Origin of the sequence: Glycomyces algeriensis (assembly GCF_027622855.1) — a bacterium.
In the GTDB taxonomy this organism is placed as follows: domain Bacteria; phylum Actinomycetota; class Actinomycetes; order Mycobacteriales; family Micromonosporaceae; genus Glycomyces; species Glycomyces algeriensis.
In genome coordinates this window covers 318838-341501 of sequence record NZ_JAPZVR010000006.1, presented here as the reverse complement: position 1 = coordinate 341501, position 22664 = coordinate 318838, and the positions used below count along the sequence as shown (strand labels likewise).

Sequence of the window (22664 nt, the reverse complement as noted above, 5' to 3'; positions counted from 1 at the left end):
CTGTGAACGAGTTGGCGGGAGTCCTGTCCCCGTATCTGCGTCAGCATGCCCAGAACCCGGTGGCGTGGCGCCAGTGGAGCGCCGCGGCGCTCGCGGAGGCCGCCGAGCGCGACGTCCCGGTCCTGATCTCGGTCGGCTACTCGACCTGCCACTGGTGCCATGTGATGGCCCACGAGTCGTTCGAGGACAAGACGGTCGCCGACGCGATCAACTCCCGGTTCGTCGCTATCAAAGTCGACCGGGAGGAGCGGCCCGACCTGGACGCGGTCTACATGCAGGCGACGATGGCGATCACCGGCCAGGGAGGGTGGCCGATGACCGTGTTCGCGTTCCCTGACGGGACGCCGTTCTTCGCGGGCACGTACTTCCCGAAGACGCACTTCCTGCGGCTGCTCGACGCCGTGCACACGGCGTGGACGACGCAGCGGGAGGAGCTGGCGCACCAGGGCGCGGCGATCGTCGAGGCGAGCGCGCGGAGCGGCCCGGCGTTCGCCGACGTCACGGTGGCGTGCCCGCTGGACGGGCCGTGCCCGCCCGCGCCGCCGATCCGCACCGAGCTGCTCGACGCGGCCGCGGCGACGACGATGGCCTCCGCCGACGGCGTGAACGGCGGCTTCGGCGGGGCGCCGAAGTTCCCGAGCGTGCCGGCCCTGCGGTTCCTCTGCGACGCCTACGTGCGCACCGGTGACGAGCGGCTGCTCGGCCACGTGCGGCTCACCGCGGAGCGGATGGCGCGCGGCGGGATCTACGACCAGCTCGAGGGCGGGTTCGCGCGGTACAGCGTGGACGCGGCGTGGACGGTGCCGCACTTCGAGAAGATGCTGTACGACAACGCCGAGCTCCTGTGGCTGTACTCGCGGCTGTACGGCGAGGACGCCCTGTTCGCGCGGGTCGCGGACGAGACGGCCGCGTTCCTGCTGGAGCGGTTCTCGACCGAGGAGGGCGCGTTCGCGGCGGCGTTCGACGCCGACACCGACGGCGTCGAGGGCCTCACCTACGTGTGGACGGCCGCCGAGCTCGAGTCGGTGCTCGGCGAGGACGCGGCGTGGGCCGCCGAGGCCTTCGGGGTCGACCTCGCGAATCCGAACTTCGAGCACGGCGCGAACGTGCTGGAGCTGCCCCGCGATCCGCGCGAGAGCGCCCGCTGGGAGGCGGCGCGCCACCGGCTGCTCGCGGCCCGGCGCGGCCGGCCGCAGCCGGGGCGGGACGACAAGGTGGTCGCGGCCTGGAACGGCCTCGCGATCGCGGCGCTCGCCGAGTACGCCTCGCGCACCGGCCACCGCGATTCGCTGCTGGCGGCCGAGCAGGCCGCTGAACTCCTGCGGCGTGTCCACATCGGCGCTGACGGCCGCCTGGCGCGGGTCTCGCTCGGCGGCGCCGCCTCGGAGGCGCCGGGGATCCTGGAGGACTACGCGGCGGTCGCGCTCGGGTTCCTGCGGCTCGGCGGCGACTGGACCGCCCGCGCGCAGGGCCTGATCGAGCAGATCCGGGAGCACTTCACGGACTTCGAGGGCGGGTTCTACGACACGGCCGCCGACGCGGAAGTGCTGGTGACGCGGCCGGCCGATGTGCACGACGGCCCGACCGCTTCGGGCTGGGCGCTGGCGGCGGCCGCGATGCTCGAGGCGTTCCAGGTGACCGGCGATGAGACGTACAAGGACGACGCGTGGCGGGCGGTGGCCCGGGCCGAGCCGGTGATGGCCGCGAACCCGCGCTTCACGGCGGGCCTGCACGCGGTGGCGGAAGCGCTGGTCCGCGCCCAGCGCGCGGAGTTATCCACAGGCCGTTATCCACAGGGCACGCCGAGTTATCCACAGGCGCGAACTTTCTGTTGCCGCTCGACTACCGGACATGTTGTAGTAGATAGCAAAAAAGCCATCCGGCTCCTGCGGGATGGCGGCGACAGAAGGGGATTCGCGAACGTCGCCATACCGAGACCGCGCGCGGGAACCCACCCGCGCGCGGTCCCCGCAGGGGCCGCCTCCTCCATGGAGACGCGGGGGGGGGGGGGCGGGGGCGGGCCCCCCCCCCCCCCCCCCCGCGCCCCCCGGGCGCCCCCCCCCCCCGGGCCCCGCGGGGGGCCGGGCCCGGGCCCGGCCACCCGCAAGAACCGCATACGAGCCGCATTGGGTGCCGGATCACACTGGCAGCTGTCACATAAGTGCTTGCCGCCCGGCAAGCCGCGTGCCTACGTTTATGAGTTGTGAAGCCCAACCCACTGCACCCCCCTGCCTTGTCCCCCGCGGACATTCCAGCCGACCCGTGGCGGTACCTCTGGTACGTCGCCCGCGCCCAGACCGGACTGGTCGCGCTCGGGTTCGTGCTGCTCAGCATCTCCGGAGCGGCCTGGATCCTGCTGCCGTGGACGATCGCGAAGATCATCGACGAGGTGCTCCTGGCGGAGTCGGCCGAGCCGCTGGCGCGGTGGTCGATCATGCTCGTGGTCGTCGCGATCGCGTCCTCGTGGGTGTTCGTGGCCGGGTACCGGTCCCTGTTCATGGCCGAGTCGCACGCGCGCGTGCGCACGGTCCGCAACATCACGGACCACCTGAACCGGGCCGGGACCGGCGTGCGGGGCGCGATCTCCCCGGGCGAGATGGTGAACCTCTCCACTGAGGACGCCCACAAGACCGGTTCGTTCATCTTCCAGCTCGGGTTCGGCTGGATGGGCCTGGTCATGACGGCCGTGGGCGCCGTGCTGCTGTGGCGGGCCAGCCCCGCATTGGGGATCACCACGCTCTCGGGGGTGCTGCTCATCGGGTTCGTGGTCGGACCCGTGCTCGGCCGGCTGCAGCACCACCAGATCGCGTACCGGTCCTCGGTCGCGACCCTCACGGGGCAGGCGAGCGACGTCGTGGGCGGCCTGCGGGTGCTGCGCGGGGTCGGCGGCGAGGAGCAGTTCTCGCGGCGCTACCGGGCCGCCTCGGCGGAGCTGCGCGACGCCGGGTACGGGGTGGCCACGGCCGACTCGTGGGTGCAGGGCCTGAAAGCGAGCCTGCCGCTGGCGCTCATCGCCGCGGTCACGTGGGTGGGCGCGCGCCTCGCGCTGCACGGCACGATCACCATCGGAGAGCTCTCGGCCGCGTTCGGCATGACCGCGCTCGTCGCGCAGCACTCGGGCGCGATGATCGGCATGGCCCAGGCCGTGATCGCCGCGCAGGTCGCCTCCCGGCGGCTCACCGCGTTCTTCAACACCCGCAGCGACATCGCCGACGACGGCACCGCCACGGGCGCGGCCGGCACGCTGCGCGACCCCGAGTCGGGGCTCGAGATCGAGCCCGGGCGGCTCACCGTGATCGTGAGCGCCGAGGCGAAGCCCGCCGAGGCCGCGATGGAGCGCCTGGCCCGCTACCGCGAGGCCGGGCCTGAGCCGGGTACGGAGGCGGAACTACGTGCAGCGACGGAGCGGAGTTCAGGGGCGGACCGGGGTGCGGCGACAGCGTGGGGTTCAGCCGCGGCGCGGGTTTCGGGCGCGGAGCGGAGTTCAGGAGCGGACCGGGGTGCGGCGACAGCGTGGGGTTCAGCCGCGGCGCGGGTTTCGAGCGCGGAATGGGGCGACGTGAAACTCGCCGACCTCACGCTCGATGAAGTGCGTGAGCGCGTGCTGCTCCTGCGCGACGACTACCTGTTCGCGCAGACCCTCGGCGAGACCCTGCGGGTCGACGAGGAGCGCGCGCTCGCGGCGATCAGCGCGGCGGGCGCGGGCGATGTGCACTCGAGTCTCGGCTCGAGCATGGACGGCGAGGTTCACAACGCCGGCCGCAACCTCTCGGGCGGCCAGCGCCAGCGGCTGCGCCTGGCGCGGGCCCTGGCGGCCGATGCGGAGGTGCTGCTCGCGGTGGAGCCGACGTCGGCTGTGGACGCGCACACCGAGTCGCTGATCGCCGAGCGGGTGGCGGCGGCGCGGGCGGGGCGCACGACGGCGGTGGTGACGGCGTCGCCGTTGTGGCTGGCGCGTGCCGATGCGGTGGCGTGGCTGGTGGACGGGAAGGTCCGGGCCACGGGCAGCCATGCGGAGCTTTCGCTGCAAGACGAGTACCGGTCCCTCACCTCTAGGCAGGAGTCCTGATGAGCGTCAAGGAAACTGCGGGTCGGCTGCCGGTGGCGGGCCGGGCCGCGATGGTCGAGGCGATCAGGCGGCTGGTGCTGGCGGACCGGCGCGCGTTCGCGGGTGTGGTGGCGCTGTACGTGCTGGCCGCCGGTGCGAGTGCGGCGCTGCCGGTGATGCTGGGTGAGGTCATCGACGGGATCGGGACGGGTTGGACGGCGTCCCGGGTGGACCTGGTGTGCGGTGTGATCGTCGCGTGCGTCCTGCTGCAGCTGGTGCTGATGCGCACCGGACGGCGCCTGGGCTACCGGTTGGGCGAGCGGGCGGCGGCGCGGTTGCGGGAGTCGTTCATCGACCGGGTGCTGCGGTTGCCGCTGGGGACGGTGGAGCGCGCGGGGACCGGTGACCTCGCGACGCGGACGTCGGGTGATGTGGGCGCGGTGGCGGAGCTGCTGCGCAAGACGGCTCCGGAGGTCGCGGTCGCGCTAATCGAGGGCACGGTGATCATCGTCGCGGCGTTCGTGGTGAGCCCGCTGCTGGGTCTGCTGTTCGTGGTCGGGATGCCGATGCTGTTCATCGCGGGTCGGCGGTATCTGCGGTTGGCGAGCCCGGTGTTCCTGAGCGAGCGGGCCGCGATGAGCGAGATCGCCGAGACGGCGACGGCTTCGGCGGCGGGCGCGCAGACCGTGGCGGCGTACCGGATGCAGGAGGAGCGGGGCGAGGCCGGGTATGCGCGGGCGGCAACGCACATGGACCGGTTGAAGGGGATCGTGCGGTTGCAGACGTGGTTCTTCCCAGCGACCGACTTGACGTTCCTGACGCCGGCCATGGTCGTCACGATCGTGGGCGCCCTCTGGTACCTGAACGACTGGGTGACGGTGGGCGAGGTGGTCGCGGTGGCGATGCTGACGCTGCGCCTCGACGGCCCGGTGTTCCGGACGATGATGTCGCTGAGCGAGTTCCAGATGGGCGGGGCGGCGATGGCCCGTGTCGAGGGCGTGCACTTGATGCCGGACGAGGTCCGGGAGGCCGAGCCGGAGGGCGCGGAGGTGCGGCTCGATGCGGTGACGTTCGGGTACGGGGACGGTCCTGACGTGCTGCACGGCTTGAGCCTGCATCCGCGGCGGGGCGAGCGCCTGGTCGTGGTCGGGCCGTCCGGGGCGGGGAAGTCGACGATCGCGCGGCTGGTGGCCGGGATCGACCGGCCGCGGGCGGGGTCGGTGACGCTGGGCGGTGCGCCGGTGGCCGATATTCCGCTGGAGGTGTTGCGCCGCAAGGTGGTCCTGGTGACGCAGGAGCATTATATCTTCACGGCGACCCTGCGGGAGAACTTGAACCTGGCCGCGCCTGAGGCGGATGACGAGGCGCTGCGTGCGGCGCTGGCGACCGTGGACGCGCGTTGGGCGGCGGATCTGCCGGAGGGCATGGACACGATGCTCGGGGACGAGCACCACCGGTTGAATCTGGCCGAGGCGCAGCAGCTGGCGCTGGCGCGCGTGATTCTCGCCGACCCTGATGTGGTGATCCTGGACGAGGCGACGGCGGGGATCGATCCGGGCAGTGCGGGGAACGTGGAGGCGGCGCTCGCGGCGGCGCTGAACGGCCGCACGGTGATCGCGATCGCGCACCAGTTGCAGGCGGCGGAGTCGGCGGACCGGATCGCGGTGGTGCAGGACGGCCGGATCGCCGAGGAGGGCAGCCATGCGGAGCTGCTCGAGGCGGGCGGCGCGTACGCGAGCCTGTGGTGGGCTTGGAAGGGCGTGGCGGTCTAGGCCGGAGGCAGAAGGAGCGGCTCGGGGCGGATGCCCCGGGCCGCTTCGTCGTCGTCCAGGTGAAGCGGTGGTGCCAGCTTGGGCGGCTCGGGCAGCCCTGGGCCGCTTTGTCGTCCTGGTGAAGCGGCGATACCGGCTCGGGCGGGTCGGGCAAGGCCCTGGGCCGCTTCGTCGTCCAAGTGAAGCGGCGATTCCGGCTCGGGGCGGATGCCCTGGGCCGCTCCGTCGTCGTCCCAGTCAAGCGGTAGTGCCGGCTCGGTCGGCTCGTGTCGAGTGCTCCAGGCGTCGACTCAACCAGGAACTCGGACATGCCACTGGTTAAACCGCAAAATACCAGAAATTCGCATTTCGGATACTAGGGTGATCTCCCGTACCTGCGGCGGCTCTCACGGCGCCGCGAACGTCAACCCTCGAACGGGAGCTTCCATGCCGAGCACTGCCGCCACTCCTCAGGAATACAAGCACCGCCTCGCGGGCTACACGTACTGGTCGCGGCGCACGTATTCCGATTCGCCGGAGTTCGCGCCGGTCGTGCTCATCGGCGGTGCGCTGCACCGCAAGGAGGACTGGGGCCGGGTCGAGCAGGGCATGCTCGGGCGGGCGGACGTGATCTGCCCCGACCTGCCGGGCTGGGGCCGCGCCGACCTCCTACCGCCGTATCTGGGCCCGGACATCCCCGCGGAGGCGATGGTGCGGCTTCTCGACGACCTGGGGATCGAAAAGGTGAACGTGTTCGCGGGATCGTACGGCTCGTCTGTGGGCTACCGGCTCGCGCAGACGCATCCGGAGCGGATCGCGCGCATGGTGCTCGCCGGGACGATGGGCGGCATCCCGGCCGCATCGCGGCCGATGATGCGTGCGGCTGTGGCGCTTGCGGAGCACGGACCGCGCGAGCGCTTCGGGCCGTCTGCGGTGGACGCGCTCATGAGTCCGCACCCGGACATCGCGGCGAAGGCCGTGGTGCGCCGCATCCTCGCGATGCGGTTCGGCGCGGCGGACGACGCGGACCTCGCGAAGTTCATCGCGAACACGAACCGGCTGCTCTCGCGCGACCTCATCGACCCGTCGATCCCGCCCGCGGTGCCGACGCTGTTCACGACCGGCGAGCACGACACGCTGACGCCGCCGGCGCTCTGCCGCGAGCTGGCGTTCACCTGCCCGGAGAGCTGGTACGTGGAGCTCGCCCGCGCCGACCACCTCATTCACCTGGAGCGGCCGGCGCAGTTGGTCGACCTCATGAACCGCTTCTTCGGCTGCGAGCCTTTGGAAGACCTGGCGTACGCGACGGTCGTTGAGGACCTGCGCCGGATTCCCGCGACGATCTGAGACGGCGGGGCGCTTGATCGGCGCCCTGGTGCGATCGGTGACCTGGGTCGTTGCGGCCTGGGCGAACGCGGCCTGAGCAAGCGGGCCCTGGCCTGTCAGGGCGTGCGCCAGCGCGGGCAGCTCCGCGTGGTTCGGCCGTGCGATCGAGGCGGGCGGCAGCGCGGGACACTCCGCGCGATTTCATTGGTGCGATAGGCGGGCGCCTCCGTGTTGACGGGGGTGCCTTGGGCCCTCGTGCTCCGGAACGGCGTGGTGTGCGGCGTCGGGCGGCGCGGTCTGCAGCGTTGGAGCCGGGGACCCCGCTCACTCGATACTTGACGCATCATCTATCTCGCGCTACGGTAAATGATGCATCATGCATCTCTATGAGGAGATAGATGATGCATCAACTAGTCGTTTGAAGGTGTGAATCATGAACCTCGTCCTCTGGATCCTGGCAGGCTTGCTGGCCGCGTTCTTCCTGTTCGCAGGCCTCACGAAGCTGGCGAAGTCGAAGGAGGGACTGCTCGACTCGCCGTCCATGGGCTGGGCCGCCGACTTCCCGCCGGGCCTCATCAAGCTCATCGGCGCCCTCGAAGTGCTCGCCGCGATCGGCCTCATCCTGCCCGCCGCGCTCGACACCGCCGTACTCCTCGTGCCGCTGGCCGCCACCGGACTCGTGGTGCTCATGGCCGGCGCCGCCGTCACGCACGGCCGCCGCAAGGAGAGCCAGGCGGTCGTCACCAACCTGGTGCTGCTCGTCCTCGCCGCCGTCGTCGCCTGGGGCCGCTTCGGCCCGTACGCGTTCTGATCCGCGATCCGGACGGTTCGGTCGAACCGCGCCGGAGCACCCCGCCACCGACCTATCGTCCCGGGTGGGGCACCAGGGACACCGAACCGAAAGGCACCATCATGACCGAGCAGAAGATCATCGCAGTCGTCGGCGCTACCGGGCAGCAGGGCGGCGGGCTCGCCCGCGCGATCCTCGCCGAGCCGGACGCCGGGTTCGCCGTGCGCGCCATCACCCGCAGCGCCGACTCCGAGAAGGCCCGCGAGCTCGCGCGGCTCGGCGCCGAAGTGGTGGAGGCCGACCTGGACGACGAGGCGAGCCTCGCGAAGGCCTTCGACGGGGCGTACGGCGCGTACCTGGTGACGAACTTCTGGGAGCACATGTCCCCCGACCGCGAGTTCGAGCAGGCCGGGAACCTGGCCCGCGCCGCCGCGAGCGCCCGCGTCGAGCACGCGATCTGGTCGACCCTGGAGGACACGCGCGACGCGGTGCCGCTCGAGGACGACCGCATGCCGACCCTCCTGGGCCGCTTCAAGGTCCCGCACTTCGACGTCAAGGGCGAGGCGAACGCCCTGTTCAGCGCCGCCGGCGTCCCGACCACGTTCCTGCAGACCACGTTCTACTGGGAGGGCTTCATGGCCTACTTCCCGCCCCGGCGGCAGGAGGACGGGAGCCTGGTCCTGGCGATGCCGATGGACGAGGGCGCGCTCGCCGGGATCGCCGCGGAGGACATCGGCCGCACCGCGTTCGGGATCTTCAAGCGCGGCAAGAAACTCGTCGGCAGGACCATCAGCATCGCCGGGGAGCACCTGACGGGCACCGAGTATGCCGACGTGTTCACCGAGGTCCTCGACGAGCCGGTCGCGTACCACCCGGTGCCGTTCGGCGACTTCCGCGCGGCGGGCTTCCCGGCCGCCGAGGAGATGGGCAACATGTTCCAGTACTACGCCGAGTTCGACGACGAGTTCACCGGCCGCCGCGACCTGAACACCGTGCGCACCTTGAACCCCGAGCTCAAGACGTTCAAGGAGTGGCTCACCGAGCACAAGGACGCCTTCGCGGCCTGACCGCGAGACGCCTTGCAGGAGTAGAGGGACCGCCCCCGTGGGGACGGTCCCTCTCCGCGTTCCCGCCGCTGCTTCGCGGCCGTCGCGTCGCGGCGTCCGGCGGGGAAAAAGCGAGCACGGGCTGCGCCGGTCAGTCCCGGAGCGGGTCGTTCGCGAAGGCGCGCATGCCTTCGGCGAAGCCGGTCTCGGCGCGGAAGCCGAGGGCTTCGGCGGCGAGATCGGGGGCGGCGACGATGTGCCGGACGTCGCCGAGGCGGTACTCCCCGGTGACCACGGATTCGAGGCCGGAGTCGGCGGCGAGGGCGCGGGCCATGTCGCCGACGCTGCGCGGTTCGCCGCTGGCGATGTTGCACGCGCCGGTCCAGTCGCCGTCGAGGGCGAGGAGGTTCGCGCGGGCGACGTCGTGGACGTGGACGAAGTCGCGGGTCTGGCGGCCGTCCTCGAACACCCTTGGGGCCGAGCCGGATTCGAGGGCGCTGCGGAAGATGCTGGCGACCCCCGCGTACGGGGTGTCGCGAGGCATCCGCGGCCCGTACACGTTGTGGTAGCGCAGGGCGCAGACGCGCGCACCGGATTCGCGGCCGTACAGGAACGAGAGGTGCTCGGTCTGGACCTTCGTGGCGGCGTAGACGTTCCGCGGATCGAGCCGGGCGTCTTCGTCGACGGGGGCCCAGGCGAGGTCGGCGCCGCAGTGCGGGCAGCGGGGCTCGAACCGTCCATTGTCGAGGTCCTCGCGGTCGCGCGGGGCGGCCCGGACGTCGCCGTGGTCGGGGCACCGGTAGCGGCCCTCCCCGTAGACGACCATGGAGGAGGCGACGACGAGGCGGCCGGTGAACGAGCGGCGCCACAGGGCCCGCAGGAGGTTCGCGGTGCCGCCGTCGTTGTCCGCGACGTAGTCGCCCACGTCGTCGAAGTCGACGCCGAGGCCCACGCGCGCGGCCTGGTGGCAGACGGCGTCGACGCCCTCGACCGCGCGCTCGAGGGCCCGCTCGTCCCGGAGGTCGCCGACGATGAGCTCGACCCCGTCGGGCAGAGGCGGCGGTTCCTTATGGGCCGCAAGGGAGTCGAAGACGACCACTTGATCGCCGCGGGCGGCGAGCCGCTCGACGGCGTGGCCGCCGATGAACCCGGCGCCGCCGGTCACCAGTACACGCAAGGACTTGCCTTTCTCTCGGTCACCACTGCACCCGCAGTGCGGCGGCGAGGACGACGGCGACGGCCAGCTGGAGCGCCAGCCACCCCCGGGGGCGGGTCAGCGCGCACCCGGCCAGGAGGACGAGCGGCATGAACGGCTGCCAGATCCGCTCCGTCTCCGCCGAGGACATCCCCGACAGGTCCGCGATCGCCACGGCCGCCAGGCACGACCCCACGACAATCCACATGAGGCGGTCGCGCAATCGGGCGAGCGCCGCCGCGATCGCCGGGCCGAGCGCGAGCGCGAACACCGCCAGGTTCGCGAGCAGGAAGTACCAGTACCCGCGCAGCGCCGCCACCCCCGCGTAGTAGCGGACCCGCGTGACCTGCAGCCCCTCGAGCCACCAGTACCCCCACGCCAGCGGCGCGAGCACCACCGCGGCCGCGAGCGCGCCCCCGCCCGTGAGCACCGCCCAGCGGCGGCGCCGGACCGCGACGGCCAGGAGCGGCACCGCGAGCAGCGCCGCGGAGAACGAGAGCAGGAGCGCCGCACCCGCCAGCAGGCCGCCGGCGACCGTCAGGGCCGCCGAACGCGCGCCCGCCCGGTTCGTGGCCAGGATCAGGCACGCGACGGCGGTGAGCGAGACGCCCGCGAACACCAGGTCCGCGTTGTTGTGCCAGAACGCCGCCGGCGCGACGACCAGGAACGGCGCCGCCCGCCGGGCCAGCCGCTCCCCCGCCACGTCGCGGCCGATCATCAGGGCCGCCGCCACCGCCGCGGCCACCGCGACCTGGACGACGGCGTTCTGGAACAGCGGCCCCTCGAACCCGGCTCTCGCTGCGGCCCAGAAGAACAGGACGAGCCCGGGCGGATGCGACTGCAGGTGCACCGAGTAGGCGCCCTCGAGTTGCGCATCGGTGTAGTGCCGCAGGAACGGCGCGAAGCCCCCCGCGTCGTCCACGAGGTGCGCGTGCCCCGCGTAGTGGTCGTCCAGGTCGCTCCACGTGGCCGGATGCGAGTGCGCGAACGCCAAGGCGATGCTGAAGAGGACGGCCGCGGCGGCGGTCGCGGCGACGACGTACCGCCAGCGCCACCGCGCGGCGGCCCAGGGCAGGACCGCGATGGCGAGCGCGCCCGCGGCGATCGGGGCGAGCAGGGTCGCGTCGACGTGGAGTTCCCAGCTGCCGTAGAGGGGCATCGCGCCGAGTTGGAGGTTGCCTGCGGTGTCCGCGAGTTTGGCCTGGCCGAGGACCCACGCGAGGGCGAGGAGGAGGGTCCAGGCGGCGAGGGCGGCGGCGGTCCGGGCGCGGGTCGTCACGGGCGTCCCGGGAGGCGGATCGTGAAGCGGCATCCGCGGGCGGTGTTGGCGGCGGTGACGGAGCCGGCGTGGGCTTCGATGAGGCCGCGGCTGATGGCGAGGCCGAGGCCGCCGCCGCGGTCGTCGCGGCGGCGGGCCTCGTCGCCGCGGAAGGCGATGTCGAAGACGCGCGGGAGGTCGTGGTCGGGGATGCCGCCGCATTCGTCGTCGATGTGCAGGACGGCCGCGTCGCCGTCGGCGGCGGCCGCGATGACGACGGTGCCGCCGGCGGGGGTGTGGCGGATGGCGTTGTCGAAGAGGTTGTCGAGGGCGCGGCAGCATTCGCGGGCGGCGACTTCGATGGGCGGGAGCGTGTCGAGGCGTTCGACGACGGCGACGCCTTTGCATTCGGCGGCGGCGCTCGCCCCGGCGATGGCGTCGGCGACGGCGTCGCACAGGTCGACCTTCTCGCGGCCGAGGCTGAGGGTGCCGCTGTTGATGCGGGAGAGTTCGAACAGGTCGTCGACGAGGGCGGTGAGGCGTTCGGCGTCGGTGCGGATCTGGTGGTGGTAGCGCTTGACGGCCGCGTCGTCGTCGACCACGCCGTCGTCGAGGGCTTCGGCCATGGCGCGGATGGTGGCGAGGGGGGCGCGGAGGTCGTGGGAGACCCAGCTGATGAGTTCACGGCGGGAGGACTCGAGGGCGCGTTCGCGCCGCTGGGACTCCTCGAGGCGGCGGGAGGCGTCGGCGAGCTCCCCGGCGAGGGCGGCGAGTTCGCCGGGGCCGGTGACCGCGGGGGCGAGGGCGGTGGTGATGCGGCCGTCGGTGCCGACCATGGTGCGGGCGTAGGCGCCGACCTGCTGGGCGCCGGCGCCGATGTCGTCGCCGAGCTGCCAGGCCGCGCCGAACGCGACGCCGGAGGCCACGATGAGGACGACGAAGAGGACGACGAGGTCGTGGAAGGAGATGAACATGGCGAGCGCGGCGGTGACGACGCCGGTGGCGGCGACCAGGACCGAGGAGAGGGCGACCGTCATGGTCTGGACGCGGGCGGGGCGGCTGCGCAGGCGCCTGAGGGCGACGCCGCCGACACCGCCGGCCACGGCCGAGGCGACCGCGGCGACGGTGACGAGGACGGCGATGTCGCGGGGCGGGAAGTCGAAGGCGACCGCGAGGGCGGTGGCCGCGGCGAGGGCGGTGGCGAGGATCAGCAGCGAGCCGGTGCGGCGGTGGCGCAGGTGCTCCATCAGGGCTCCCATCGGTAGCCGACGCCGCGCACGGTGGTGAGGTGGCGGGGGGCGGAGGCGTCGTCCTCGACCTTCTCGCGGAGGCGGCGGACGTGGACGGTCACGGTGGAGGTGTCGCCGATGCTCCAGCCCCACACGGTCTCGAGGAGTTCGGCGCGGTGGAAGGCCTTGCCGGGGTTGCTGAGGAAGCAGACGAGGAGGTCGTACTCCTTGGTGGTGAGGTCGACGGGCGCGCCGTCGCGGCGGACCCGGTGGGCGAGGGTGTCGATCGCGAGGCCGCCGCCGGTGAGCACGGCGGCGGGCGGGGGTGCGGCGGTGGCGCGGCGCAGGACGGCGCGGACTCGGGCGGCGAGCTCACCCGGGGAGAACGGCTTCGTGACGTAGTCGTCGGCGCCGAGGTCGAGGCCGGCGATGCGGTCGTGCTCCTCGCCGCGGGCGGTGAGCATGACGACGGGCACCACGGTCGATTCGCGGAGGCGGCGGCACACTTCGAAGCCGTCCATGCCGGGCATCATGAGGTCGAGGAGGACGAGGTCGGGGCGGGTGGCGAGGGCGCGTTCGAGGCCGGTGGCGCCGTCGGCGGCGTAGTCGACGTCGAAGCCTTCGCGGCGCAGGTAGCGGGCGACGACCTCCGCGAGTGCGGTGTCGTCGTCGACGACGAGCACGCGGGGGGCGGCTTGGGAGCTCATGCGTCAACGATGACCGATGCGGGCGGCCCCCGTCACCGGATGGTCCAAGACTTTCGCAGACCGTAAGCTTCGACCCGGCCTTTCGGGGCGCGCCCGTCAGTAGCATCGGCCCCATGCAGCGGACCCATCTCCTCGTCATGGCGAAGGCCCCGGTTGCGGGGCGTTCCAAGACGAGGCTCGCCCCGCCGTTGACCACTGTGGAGGCCGCAGCGGTGGCGGAGGCGGCGCTCGCGGACACGCTCGAAGCGGTCGCCGCGTGCGGCGCCGAGCGGCGCGTCCTCGCACTCGACGGCGAACCGGGGCCGTGGCTCCCGGCGGGCTTCGAAGTGGTGCCGCAGGTCGAAGGCACGTTCAACGAGCGGCTCGCCGCGGCGTGGGCGTTCGCGGGCGGGCCGGGGCTCCAGATCGGCATGGACACGCCGCAGGTGACGCCGGACCTGCTCGACGCCGCGCTGGCGGTCGTGGCCGGCGGCGCGGCGGCGGCGCTCGGCCTCGCCGAGGACGGCGGCTGGTGGGCGCTGGGCCTGGCCCGGCCGCACCCCGACGCGTTCGCGGGCGTCCCGATGAGCCAGGACGACACGGGGGCCTTGCAGCGCAAGCAGTTGGAGGCCCTCGGGCTCACCGTGGCCGACCTGCCCGTCCTGCGGGACCTCGACGACGCCGAGGACGCCCGGGCCATCGCCGCGCTCGCGCCGCGCACCCGCACCGCGCAGCGGGTCCGGGCGCTCCTGGAGCCGGCGGTGGACGTGGTCCTGCCGGTGCTCAACGAGCGCGGCGCGATCCCGTGGGTGCTTGAACGCATGCCCCCCGGGTACCGGCCGATCGTGGTCGACAACGGCTCCGACGACGGCTCGGCCGAGGTCGCCGCCGGACTCGGCGCGCACGTCGTGGCCGAGGCCCGCCGCGGGTTCGGCGCGGCCTGCTTCGCCGGGCTCGCCGCCGCGACCGCGCCCGTGGTGGCCTTCATGGACTGCGACGCGTCCCTCGACCCCGCCGACCTGCCGCGGATCTGCGGGCCGGTCCTCGCCGGCGAGGCCGACCTCGTCCTCGGCGCCCGGGACGCCGACGCGGGCGCGCAGCCCCTCCACGGGCGCCTCGCCAACCGCTACCTCGCCCGGCAGGTCCGCCGCCGCTGCGACGCGCACGTCACCGACCTCGGGCCGATGCGCGCCGCCCGCCGCGACGCCCTCCTCGGCCTCGGCATCGCCGACCGCCGCTCCGGCTGGCCGCTCGAGATGGTGCTGCGCGCGGGGCGAGACGGCTGGCGGATCACCGAACTGCCCGTCCGCTACCGGCCCCGCACCGGCAGGAGCAAGGTGACCGGGACCCTCGGCGGGACCCTCCGCGCGGTCAAGGACATGCGCGCCCAACTGGCGCAATACGCGCCCGCGAAACGATGAGGAGCACGCAGTGAACGAGTACCCGCCCCGGGCCGACATCGGCGTCTTCGGCGGCTCCGGCTTCTACTCCCTTGCGGCCGAAGCGGACACGATCGAGCTCCAGACCGAGTGGGGGCCGCCCTCCGCGCCGGTCGCCGTCGCCGCGATCGGCGGCGCCCGCGTCGCGTTCCTGCCCCGGCACGGCACCGGCCACCGGTACCCGCCCCACCGCGTCAACTACCGGGCCAATGTGGACGCCATGCGGCAGCTGGGCGTGCGGGCCCTCGTCTCGCCGTTCGCGGCCGGGTCCCTGCGCCCCGAGATCCGGCCCGGCGAGTTCGTCGTATGCGACCAGCTCGTCGACCGCACCTGGGGCCGCGAGTCCACTTTCCACGACGAGTTCAGCGACGGCCCCGTGCACCTGCCGTTCGCCGAACCGTACGACCCGCGGCTGCGCCGCATCATGCTCGACGCCGCCGCCGAGGTCGGCGCGGTCGCGCACGACGGCGGCACCGTCGTGGTGGTCAACGGCCCCCGCTTCTCCACACGCGCCGAGTCCCGCTGGCACCGCGACTGCGGCTGGCACGTCGTCAACATGACCCAGGCCCCCGAGGCGCCGCTCGCCATGGAGGCCGGCATCCCCTTCGTCGGCATCGCCCTCGTCACCGACTACGACGCCGGCCTCGACGAGGACCCCGGCGTCGCACCGGTGAGCCAGGAAGCGGTCTTCGCCGTCTTCCAGGCGAACCTCCACAAGGTCCGCGAACTCCTCGACGCGGCGATCCCGAGGCTGGCCCGGTGAGCGCCGAACGGTTCGAGACCCTCGCCGTCCACGGCGGCGAGCCCCGCCCCGCCGCGGGCGGCTCGGTCGTGTACCCGATCCACCAGGGCACCGTCTTCGAGGCCGGCCCCGGCGGCGACGCCCCCTACACCAGGCTCGGCACCAACCCCACCCAGCGGCACCTCCACGGCAGGCTCGCCGCACTCGAAGACGCCGAGGACGCGATCGCCACCGCCTCCGGCATGGCCGCGATCTCGGTCGCGCTCCACAGCGTCCTCGGCGCCGGCGACCATCTGATCGCCGCCGGGACCTTCTACGGCGGCACCCTGCGGTTCCTCACCGAGCACGCCGCACGCCTCGGCTGGACGTACGACCTCGTCGACCCTGCCGACGCCCGCGCCTGGCGGGAGGCCCTGCGGCCCGAGACGAAGGCGTTCCTCACCGAGACCATCACCAATCCGCTCGTCCGGGTCGGCGACCTCGCCGGCGCCGCCCGCTTCGCCCGCGGGCACGGCATCGCCTCCATCATCGACAACACCCTCGCGACCCCCGTGGTCTTCCGGCCCCACACGGTCGGCTTCGACCTGGTGTGCCACTCGGCGACCAAGGCGCTGAACGGCCACTCCGACCTCGCCGCCGGGGTCGTGACCGGCTCCCGCGAACGCATCGCCCGCGTCGCGTCCGTCATGTGCGCCTACGGGTGCGCGCTCGACCCGCACGCGGCGTACCTGCTCTCGCGCGGCCTCAAGACCCTTGCGCTGCGGGTGCGCCAGCAGCACGTCAACGCGATGGCCGTCGCCCGGCTCCTCGACGGGCACGACCGGATCTCGGACGTCCGCTACCCCGGGCTCCCCGGCCACCCCGACCACCGGCGCGCGACCGAGCTCTTCGACGGGTTCGGGTCGGTGCTGGCGTTCCGGCCCGCCGGCGGCACCGCCGCCGCCGACGCCCTCATCGCCGCACTGCGCCTGCCGTATACGGCCGCGAGCCTCGGCGGCGTCGAATCGCTCGTGACCCGCGTGTCCGGCGGCGAGGCCGCCGCCCTCCCCGACGACCTCATCCGCTTCTCCGCCGGCATCGAAGCCACCGACGACCTGGTCGCCGACTTCACCCGAGCACTCGGCGACTGAACGGCCCCGTACGGCCGGGCGGAACCGGCAGACCCTCGGCCTCGTGACCGAGGCACCGCCCCTGCCGCGCCGCGCCGAACCGGCAGACCCTCGGCCCGCTGACCGGGGCACGGCCCCTGCGCCACCGGACCCGGCGGAACCGGCAGACCCTCGGCCTCGTGACCGGGGCCCCGCCCTGCGCCGCCGCGCCGGGCGGAACCGGACCCTCAGCCCGCTGACCGGCGCACCACTATGCGCCGCCGCGCCGCGCCGAACCGGCAGACCCTCAGCCCGCTGACCAGGGCCCCGCCCCTGCGCCGCCGCGCCGGGCGGAACCGGACACTCGGGCCGCTGACCGGGCCACACCCCTTGCGCCGGGCGCTTGTTTAGGGGAACGTAAGGCGCCGACGCGACCCGCAGCGCCCCGAAAGCGCGATGATGGAGAGGTGAACACCACGCAACCCGCCTCTCCGCGCGCCTGGGGCGTCGCCGGGCTCCTCGCGACCCTCGCCGGACTGGCGGTCGGGCACCTCGTCGCCGCCTTCGCCGCACCGCGGGCCGCGCCCCTCTCCGCGCTCAGCGACACCGTGATCGCCGTCGTCCCGCTCGAAGTCTCGCACTGGTTCATCGACCTGGTCGGGACCCTCGACAAGCCGCTGCTGGTCCTCGGCCTGGCCGTCGCCGTGGCCGTCGCCGGGTACTCGATCGGCAGGCTGTGGCGGACCCGCCCGTGGCCCGCCCGGGCCGCGGTCCTCGCGTTCGCGCTCATCGGCGCCGCCGCGGCCGTCACCCGGCCCGGGCTCGGCGCCGGAGCGGCCGTGCCCTCGCTCCTGGCCGGGGCGGTCGCCCTCGCGGGCCTGCAATGGTGGGCGTCGCGGTTCAGCGAACGCTCGGAGACCGGCCGGCGCGGGTTCCTCGCCGCCGTCGGCGGGGTCGCGGCCGCCGCGGTCGCCGCCTCCTGGTGGGCCGGGCGCGTCGGGCCCGCCGCGGTCGAGGCCGACCGCGACGCGCTCACCCTGCCCGAACCGGACGTCCCCGCCGTCGAACCGGGGCCCGTCGCCGAGTTCGAGCAGGGCGGCCTGTCCACCTACCTGACCCCGAACGGCGACTTCTACCGGATCGACACCGCCATCACCGTCCCCCGCGTGGACGTCGACACCTGGACGCTCCGCGTGCACGGCATGGTGGACCGCGAACGCACCTACACGATGGACGACCTGCTCGGCCGCGAGCTCATCGAACGCGACATCACCCTGTGCTGCGTCTCCAACCAGGTCGGCGGCGACCTCGTCGGCAACGCCCGCTGGCTCGGCGTCTCCCTCGCCGACCTCCTCGCCGAATCCGGCGTCGACCCCGGCGCCGACCAGCTCGTGTCCCGCTCCACCGACGGCTGGACCGCCGGCTCCCCCACCGACCTCGTCTTCGACGGCCGCGACGCCATGATCGCGATCGGCATGAACGGCAGCCCCCTGCCCGTCGACCACGGCTGGCCCGCCCGCCTCGTCATCCCCGGCCTCTACGGGTACGTCTCGGCCACCAAGTGGCTCACCGAACTCGAGCTCACCACCTTCGACGCGTACGACGCGTACTGGATCACCCGCGGCTGGTCCACCCCGCGCCCCATCAAGACCCAGTCGCGGATCGACACGCCCCGCTCCAAAGCCGACTCCGGCACCGTCGTCGTCGCCGGCGTCGCCTGGGCCCAGCACCGCGGCATCAGCGCCGTCGAACTCCGCGTCGACGACGGCGAGTGGCTGCCGTGCCGGCTCTCCGACGTCGCCACCACCGACACGTGGCGGCAGTGGCTCGTCGAATGGGACGCCGAACCCGGCGACCACACCCTCACCGTCCGCGCCACCGACGGCGACGGCAACCCGCAGACCAGCGAGGTCCAAGGCGTCATCCCCGACGGCGCCACCGGCCTCCACAGCGTCGAGGTCACCGTCGGCTAGAAGCCGATACCGAACGCACGCAAAAGGACCGGCCTCCCGAACGGGAGACCGGTCCTGCACTGCTGTGGAGCTTAGGGGATTCGAACCCCTGACCTTTTCATTGCGAACGAAACGCGCTACCAACTGCGCCAAAGCCCCTTGCGGCGACAAGGTTAGCACAGCGGCGTCAGGCCGCCGCAAGGGCGGCGTGTGGGCCGGGTCTCGGTCAGATCCAGGAGTCGAGCCACATGCGGGCGTGCCACTCGTCGCGCGGGATGGCCTCGCCGGTGTAGATCGGCCAGAAGTAGGCGAAGCAGAGGACGACGACGGCCACGAACGCCCCGGCGATGAGCGCGCCCGTGAGGCGCCGCTCCGGTGAGCCCAGGGCCGGGAGCCCGAGGTCGCGCCGGCGCCGGTCGCCGCGGCCGATGATCAGCCCGAGGCACCACGTGACGGCGCCTATGAAGAACGGGACGGCCGGGGCGGAGTAGAAGAAGAACATCGTCCGCTCGGGGTAGAAGAACCACGGGGCGATGCCCGCGCCCAGGCCCGCGAGGAGGAACCAGGCCCGCCAGTCGCGCCGGTGCAGTGCCCACACGAGCAGGGCGAGCGTGGCGGGCACGAACGTCCACCACAGCAGCGGCGTGCCGAGCAGGAGCACCTCGCCGGCGCAGTCGCTCGTGCCGCAGTCGACGTCGGAGCTCCAGTAGAAGACCACGGGCCGCAGGTCGAACAGCCACTGCCAGGGCCAGGACTGGTAGGCGTGCTCGGAGTCCAGCGTCTCGTGGAAGTTCAGGACGCTGAAGTGGTACTGCATCCAGTTGACCAGCGCACCGATGACGGGCGGCTCGCTGTCGCCCTGGTCGGCGAGCCAGTGCCGGTACGAGCCTGTGTCGTTGAGGAACCAGCCGGTCCACGAGGCCGTGTACACGCCGACCGCGAGGAGCCCGAACCACAGGTTCTGCCCGAACTCGTAGATGAGGGTGTCGCGGAAGGGCTTGCGGGCGCCCGCGTCCACCCGCAGCCGCCAGTCCCACACGATGAACAGGAGGATGACGGCGATGATGTACCACAGCGCACTCCACTTGGTGCCCATGGCGAGTCCGAGGAGCACCGCGCACGTGATCCGCCACCACGGCAGGCCCAGGCGGGGCCGGCGTCGGCGCACGTCCAGGCCGTCCTCGATCGCGGCCAGCCACTTCGCGCGGCGCCAGTCGCGGTCGCGCACCAGGCAGTACATGGCCGCGAGAAGCAGTGTGGCGATGAAGATGTCGAGCAGTGACGTGCGGGAGAGCACGAGGTGGCTGCCTTCGACGGCGAGGAGCAGGCCCGCGGTGCCGCCGAGGAGGGTCGAACCGGTGAGGCGGCGCATGAGGCGGATGAGGATCGCGACGCCGATGATCCCGGCGAACGCGGCGGCGATGCGCCACCCGACCTCGTCGTAGCCGAACGCCCACTCGCCGAGGCCGATGAGCCACTTGCCGAACGGCGGGTGCGCGACGTACGCGGAGCCGTCCGAACCTGGGTCCCACTCGACGCCGTGGGTCAGCATCGAGTGCGCGTCCTGCGCGTAGTAGACCTCGTCGAAGATGAGGCCCTTGGGGTGGTCCAGGCCGATCAGGCGCAGCGCGGCGGCGATCCCGGTGACCACGAGGGTCACCCAGAAGGCGCGGCGGCGGTCATCCGGGACGGTGCTGGAGAGGCGGGCCCGGACGGAGGGGAGGGGGCCGGGGAGCGGCGTCGGCCGCCAGGCGGCGGGCGGCTGCTCGGGCCGGACTGCGGTGGCGCTCACCGGGGTGAGTCTAGGGCCTGAGCGCCCTCTGTGGCGAGTCGCGGTCAGGCCCTTTCACTCCTCGGTCAGTGCACCAGTTCCTTCGGGGGCGTGAAATCGCCCTCCCCGTTCAGGTCCCATTGGGCGGCCAGGATGTCGGCGACCGCGTTCGCGGGTTTGCCGAGATTGCCCTTGCCCACCAGGTTCTGCGGGCTGTCCGGGTCGGCGATGAACGCCGCGGCGGCCGCGTTCGGGGTGAAGCCCACGAACCAGTTCGTGGAGTTCGAGTCGGTGGTGCCGGTCTTGCCCGCGACCGGGCCGTCCACGGCGTTGCCGACCTGCGGCGCGGTGCCCCACGTGCAGTTGCCTGCGGCCGCACCGTACTCGGTCGGGCAGCGGGCCGCGTCCACGGCCGCGCGGGCGACCTCGACGCTGACCGCCTGGTCGCACGCGGACTCGAACGGGATGGTCGCGCCCGTCAGCGTGGTCGCGCTCTGCGCGGGGATCGGCGGGCAGAACACGCCGTCCGCCGGGAGCGCCGCGTACGCCGCGGCCATGTCCAGCGGCGTGGTCTGGGTGACGCCGAGGACGAAGGGCCCGTACGTCTCCGGGCTGTTCGTCACCAGGTTCAGGTCCTCCTGGGCCCGGAACTTGATGCCGAGCCGCTCGGCCACGTTGATGGCCTTCTCGACGCCGATCCGCTCGGCCAGCTGCACGAAGTACGTGTTCACCGACTCGCCGAACCCGGTCCACATGTTGTAGTTCCCGACCTCCGACTCGGAGGCGTTCTTCGGGCACCAGTAGTTCCCGCACGAGGCAGCGCCGTCGCCCACCACGTACTCCGACGTGTACTGGTACGGCGAGTAGATCGTCGTGTCCAGCGGCAGGCCCTCCTCGAGGGCCGCGAGCATCGTGAACATCTTGAACGACGAGCCCGCCTGGTAGCCCGGCACCGCCGAGTTGCCGCTCAGCAGCGGGTTCGTGGTGTTCGGGTAGGAGCCCTTGTACTCGGGGTTCGAGGTGTTGGGGCCGTTGTCCGAGGTGTCGTTGGAGTAGTTGCGGTTCACGGCCATCACCTGGATGCCGCCGGTCCCCGGCTCGACCACGACCGACCCGAGCGCGTACTCCGAGCCCATCGGCTTCTGCTTCTCCACCGCGTCCTGCGCGGCGTCCTGCAGCTCCACGTCGAGGGTCGACACGATCTCGTAGCCGCCCCGGTAGAGGCGGGCCTTGCGGACCTCGTCGGAGTCGCCGAAGTCCTCCTGCTGGTTCCACCACTGCTCGAAGTAGTCGACGAAGAACCCGTAGTCGGAGTCGATCGCCCCGCCCATGGTGTTGTTCGCGTCCTGCGGGTTGAGGTTCAGCCCCTCGGCCCGCGCCGTCTCGCCTTCGGCGGCGGTCAGGGACTTGACGCTGACCATCCGGTTGATCACGTGGTCGCGGCGGACCTGCGCGGCCTCCGAGGAGCCGTTGATCGGGTCGTAGTTCGACGGCGACTGGATCAGGCCCACCAGCATCGCCGACTCGGCGACCGTGAGGTCCGCGGGGACCTTCCCGTAGTAGACCTGCGCCGCGGCGCCGATCCCGTACGCGCCGTTGCCGAAGTACACGGTGTTCAGGTAGTTGGTGAGGATCTCCTCCTTGGTCATCTCCTCCTCGAGCGCCAGCGCGTACCCCATCTCCTTGACCTTGCGGTCGATGGTGACCTCGCTGGCGGCGGCGACCTCGTCGGGCGTGGTCGCGGTGTAGGAGAGGACCTGCCGCACGTACTGCATGGTGATCGTCGAGGCGCCTTCGGAGGTGCCGCCGTCGGCGAGGTTGGTGACGAGGGCGCGCATGACGCCTTCGGGGTCGACGCCGTTGTGCTCGAAGAAGTTCGAGTCCTCGGTGGCGACGAGCGCGTTGACGACCGATTCGGGGATCTGGTCGTATTCGAGCTGGACCCGGTACTGGTCGCCGAAGGTGGCGATGACGGTGGTGCCGTCGGAGGCGTAGAGGGTGGAGGACTCGGGCGCGGGGGGCAGCACGAGTTCGTCGGGGAGTTCGAGCACGGTCTCGGAGCCGACTTTGGCGAGGCCGCCGAAGGCGCTCGTCAGCGGCAGGAAGGCCAGGCCGACGACGAGACCGAAGGCGACCGCCACCGGCACGAGCGCGAACATGGCGCGTCGCTGCACGGCGGTGATGGGCCCGAACCAGGTCTGCGCCACCGGTTTCGAAGATGCACTCACGCTGTCTCCCGAAGTGCCCCGCGAGCGGGGAAGGATACGGTCAATTCAAATGGGCGCGGCGTAGCGCCGAGCCGAGCGGAGTTCCGGGGGCTGGTTCACTCTACGACGCCGCGCC

16 protein-coding genes and 1 tRNA gene are annotated in these 22664 nt (G+C 72.7%); 10 read left to right on the top strand and 7 right to left on the bottom strand.

Features of this window, described 5'->3' with window-relative positions; translation table 11 throughout:
• Positions 1–2 precede the first annotated feature (2 nt).
• The 6 genes from O2L52_RS14165 to O2L52_RS14140 all read left to right on the top strand — a co-directional run bounded on the left by O2L52_RS14165 (position 3) and on the right by O2L52_RS14140 (position 8982).
• The gene (locus O2L52_RS14165; RefSeq protein ID WP_270116248.1) at positions 3–2207 is read left to right on the top strand and encodes a thioredoxin domain-containing protein; all 2205 of its coding nucleotides are present in this window, start codon (positions 3–5) and stop codon (positions 2205–2207) included.
• Between the two features lie 26 nt (positions 2208–2233).
• Entirely contained in the window at positions 2234–4069 is a 1836-nt protein-coding gene (locus O2L52_RS14160; protein ID WP_270116246.1) for an ABC transporter transmembrane domain-containing protein, read from the top strand.
• Positions 4069–5820, top strand: coding sequence for an ABC transporter ATP-binding protein (locus tag O2L52_RS14155; RefSeq protein ID WP_270116245.1), 1752 nt, complete (start codon positions 4069–4071; stop codon positions 5818–5820). Before O2L52_RS14160 ends, O2L52_RS14155 begins: the two co-directional genes overlap by 1 nt.
• A 426-nt stretch (positions 5821–6246) precedes the next feature.
• Complete coding sequence (locus O2L52_RS14150) at positions 6247–7146, top strand: alpha/beta fold hydrolase (RefSeq protein ID WP_270116244.1); 900 nt, start codon at positions 6247–6249, stop codon at positions 7144–7146.
• Positions 7147–7558: 412 nt separating this feature from the next.
• Positions 7559–7936 carry a DoxX family protein gene (locus tag O2L52_RS14145; RefSeq protein ID WP_270116242.1) on the top strand — a complete coding sequence of 126 codons (378 nt, stop codon included), beginning with the start codon at positions 7559–7561 and terminating at the stop codon, positions 7934–7936.
• A gap of 101 nt (positions 7937–8037) precedes the next feature.
• Complete coding sequence (locus tag O2L52_RS14140) at positions 8038–8982, top strand: NmrA/HSCARG family protein (protein WP_270116241.1); 945 nt, start codon at positions 8038–8040, stop codon at positions 8980–8982.
• 130 nt (positions 8983–9112) lie between these two features.
• Here the strand turns inward: O2L52_RS14140 and O2L52_RS14135 are convergent, their stop codons facing one another.
• From O2L52_RS14135 to O2L52_RS14120, 4 genes are read right to left on the bottom strand one after another with little or no spacing between them, the layout of a single operon-like run.
• Positions 9113–10138, bottom strand: coding sequence for an NAD-dependent epimerase/dehydratase family protein (locus tag O2L52_RS14135; RefSeq protein WP_270116239.1), 1026 nt, complete (start codon positions 10136–10138; stop codon positions 9113–9115).
• Between the two features lie 19 nt (positions 10139–10157).
• Positions 10158–11435: a hypothetical protein gene (locus O2L52_RS14130; protein ID WP_270116237.1), complete on the bottom strand. Its 1278-nt coding sequence runs from the start codon at positions 11433–11435 to the stop codon at positions 10158–10160.
• Positions 11432–12661 carry a sensor histidine kinase gene (locus O2L52_RS14125; protein WP_270116235.1) on the bottom strand — a complete coding sequence of 410 codons (1230 nt, stop codon included), beginning with the start codon at positions 12659–12661 and terminating at the stop codon, positions 11432–11434. Before O2L52_RS14125 ends, O2L52_RS14130 begins: the two co-directional genes overlap by 4 nt.
• On the bottom strand, positions 12661–13350 hold the full coding sequence (locus O2L52_RS14120) for a response regulator transcription factor (RefSeq protein ID WP_270116234.1): 690 nt from the start codon (positions 13348–13350) through the stop codon (positions 12661–12663). Before O2L52_RS14120 ends, O2L52_RS14125 begins: the two co-directional genes overlap by 1 nt.
• Positions 13351–13463: 113 nt before the next feature.
• Between O2L52_RS14120 and O2L52_RS14115 the strand changes: the two genes are divergently transcribed.
• The 4 genes from O2L52_RS14115 to O2L52_RS14100 all read left to right on the top strand — a co-directional run bounded on the left by O2L52_RS14115 (position 13464) and on the right by O2L52_RS14100 (position 18571).
• Positions 13464–14750 carry a glycosyltransferase family 2 protein gene (locus O2L52_RS14115; protein WP_270116232.1) on the top strand — a complete coding sequence of 429 codons (1287 nt, stop codon included), beginning with the start codon at positions 13464–13466 and terminating at the stop codon, positions 14748–14750.
• Positions 14751–14760: 10 nt separating this feature from the next.
• Positions 14761–15531 carry an S-methyl-5'-thioadenosine phosphorylase gene (locus tag O2L52_RS14110; RefSeq protein ID WP_270116231.1) on the top strand — a complete coding sequence of 257 codons (771 nt, stop codon included), beginning with the start codon at positions 14761–14763 and terminating at the stop codon, positions 15529–15531.
• Entirely contained in the window at positions 15528–16640 is a 1113-nt protein-coding gene (locus O2L52_RS14105; RefSeq protein ID WP_270116230.1) for a trans-sulfuration enzyme family protein, read from the top strand. Before O2L52_RS14110 ends, O2L52_RS14105 begins: the two co-directional genes overlap by 4 nt.
• A 425-nt stretch (positions 16641–17065) precedes the next feature.
• The gene (locus tag O2L52_RS14100; protein WP_270116228.1) at positions 17066–18571 is read left to right on the top strand and encodes a molybdopterin-dependent oxidoreductase; all 1506 of its coding nucleotides are present in this window, start codon (positions 17066–17068) and stop codon (positions 18569–18571) included.
• A gap of 65 nt (positions 18572–18636) precedes the next feature.
• On the opposite strand, the gene O2L52_RS14095 is transcribed toward O2L52_RS14100, so the two are convergent.
• The 3 genes from O2L52_RS14095 to O2L52_RS14085 form a co-directional block, all read right to left on the bottom strand.
• Positions 18637–18709: transfer RNA gene (locus O2L52_RS14095), tRNA-Ala, on the bottom strand.
• Positions 18710–18776: 67 nt separating this feature from the next.
• Positions 18777–20342 (bottom strand): dolichyl-phosphate-mannose--protein mannosyltransferase, encoded by a 1566-nt coding sequence (locus tag O2L52_RS14090; RefSeq protein ID WP_270116227.1) that lies wholly within the window; start codon positions 20340–20342, stop codon positions 18777–18779.
• Positions 20343–20407: 65 nt separating this feature from the next.
• Complete coding sequence (locus tag O2L52_RS14085; protein ID WP_270116224.1) at positions 20408–22549, bottom strand: transglycosylase domain-containing protein; 2142 nt, start codon at positions 22547–22549, stop codon at positions 20408–20410.
• Positions 22550–22664: the final 115 nt, after the last annotated feature.

Excerpts from the sequence above, each read along its gene's own strand:
- O2L52_RS14125 (WP_270116235.1), bottom strand. The coding sequence starts at position 12,661 with ATGGAGCACCTGCGCCACCGCCGCACCGGCTCGCTGCTGATCCTCGCC.
- O2L52_RS14150 (WP_270116244.1), top strand. The coding sequence starts at position 6,247 with ATGCCGAGCACTGCCGCCACTCCTCAGGAATACAAGCACCGCCTCGCG.
- O2L52_RS14140 (WP_270116241.1), top strand. The coding sequence starts at position 8,038 with ATGACCGAGCAGAAGATCATCGCAGTCGTCGGCGCTACCGGGCAGCAG.
- O2L52_RS14115 (WP_270116232.1), top strand. The coding sequence starts at position 13,464 with ATGCAGCGGACCCATCTCCTCGTCATGGCGAAGGCCCCGGTTGCGGGG.
- O2L52_RS14120 (WP_270116234.1), bottom strand. The coding sequence starts at position 13,350 with ATGAGCTCCCAAGCCGCCCCCCGCGTGCTCGTCGTCGACGACGACACC.
- O2L52_RS14145 (WP_270116242.1), top strand. The coding sequence starts at position 7,559 with ATGAACCTCGTCCTCTGGATCCTGGCAGGCTTGCTGGCCGCGTTCTTC.
- O2L52_RS14155 (WP_270116245.1), top strand. The coding sequence starts at position 4,069 with ATGAGCGTCAAGGAAACTGCGGGTCGGCTGCCGGTGGCGGGCCGGGCC.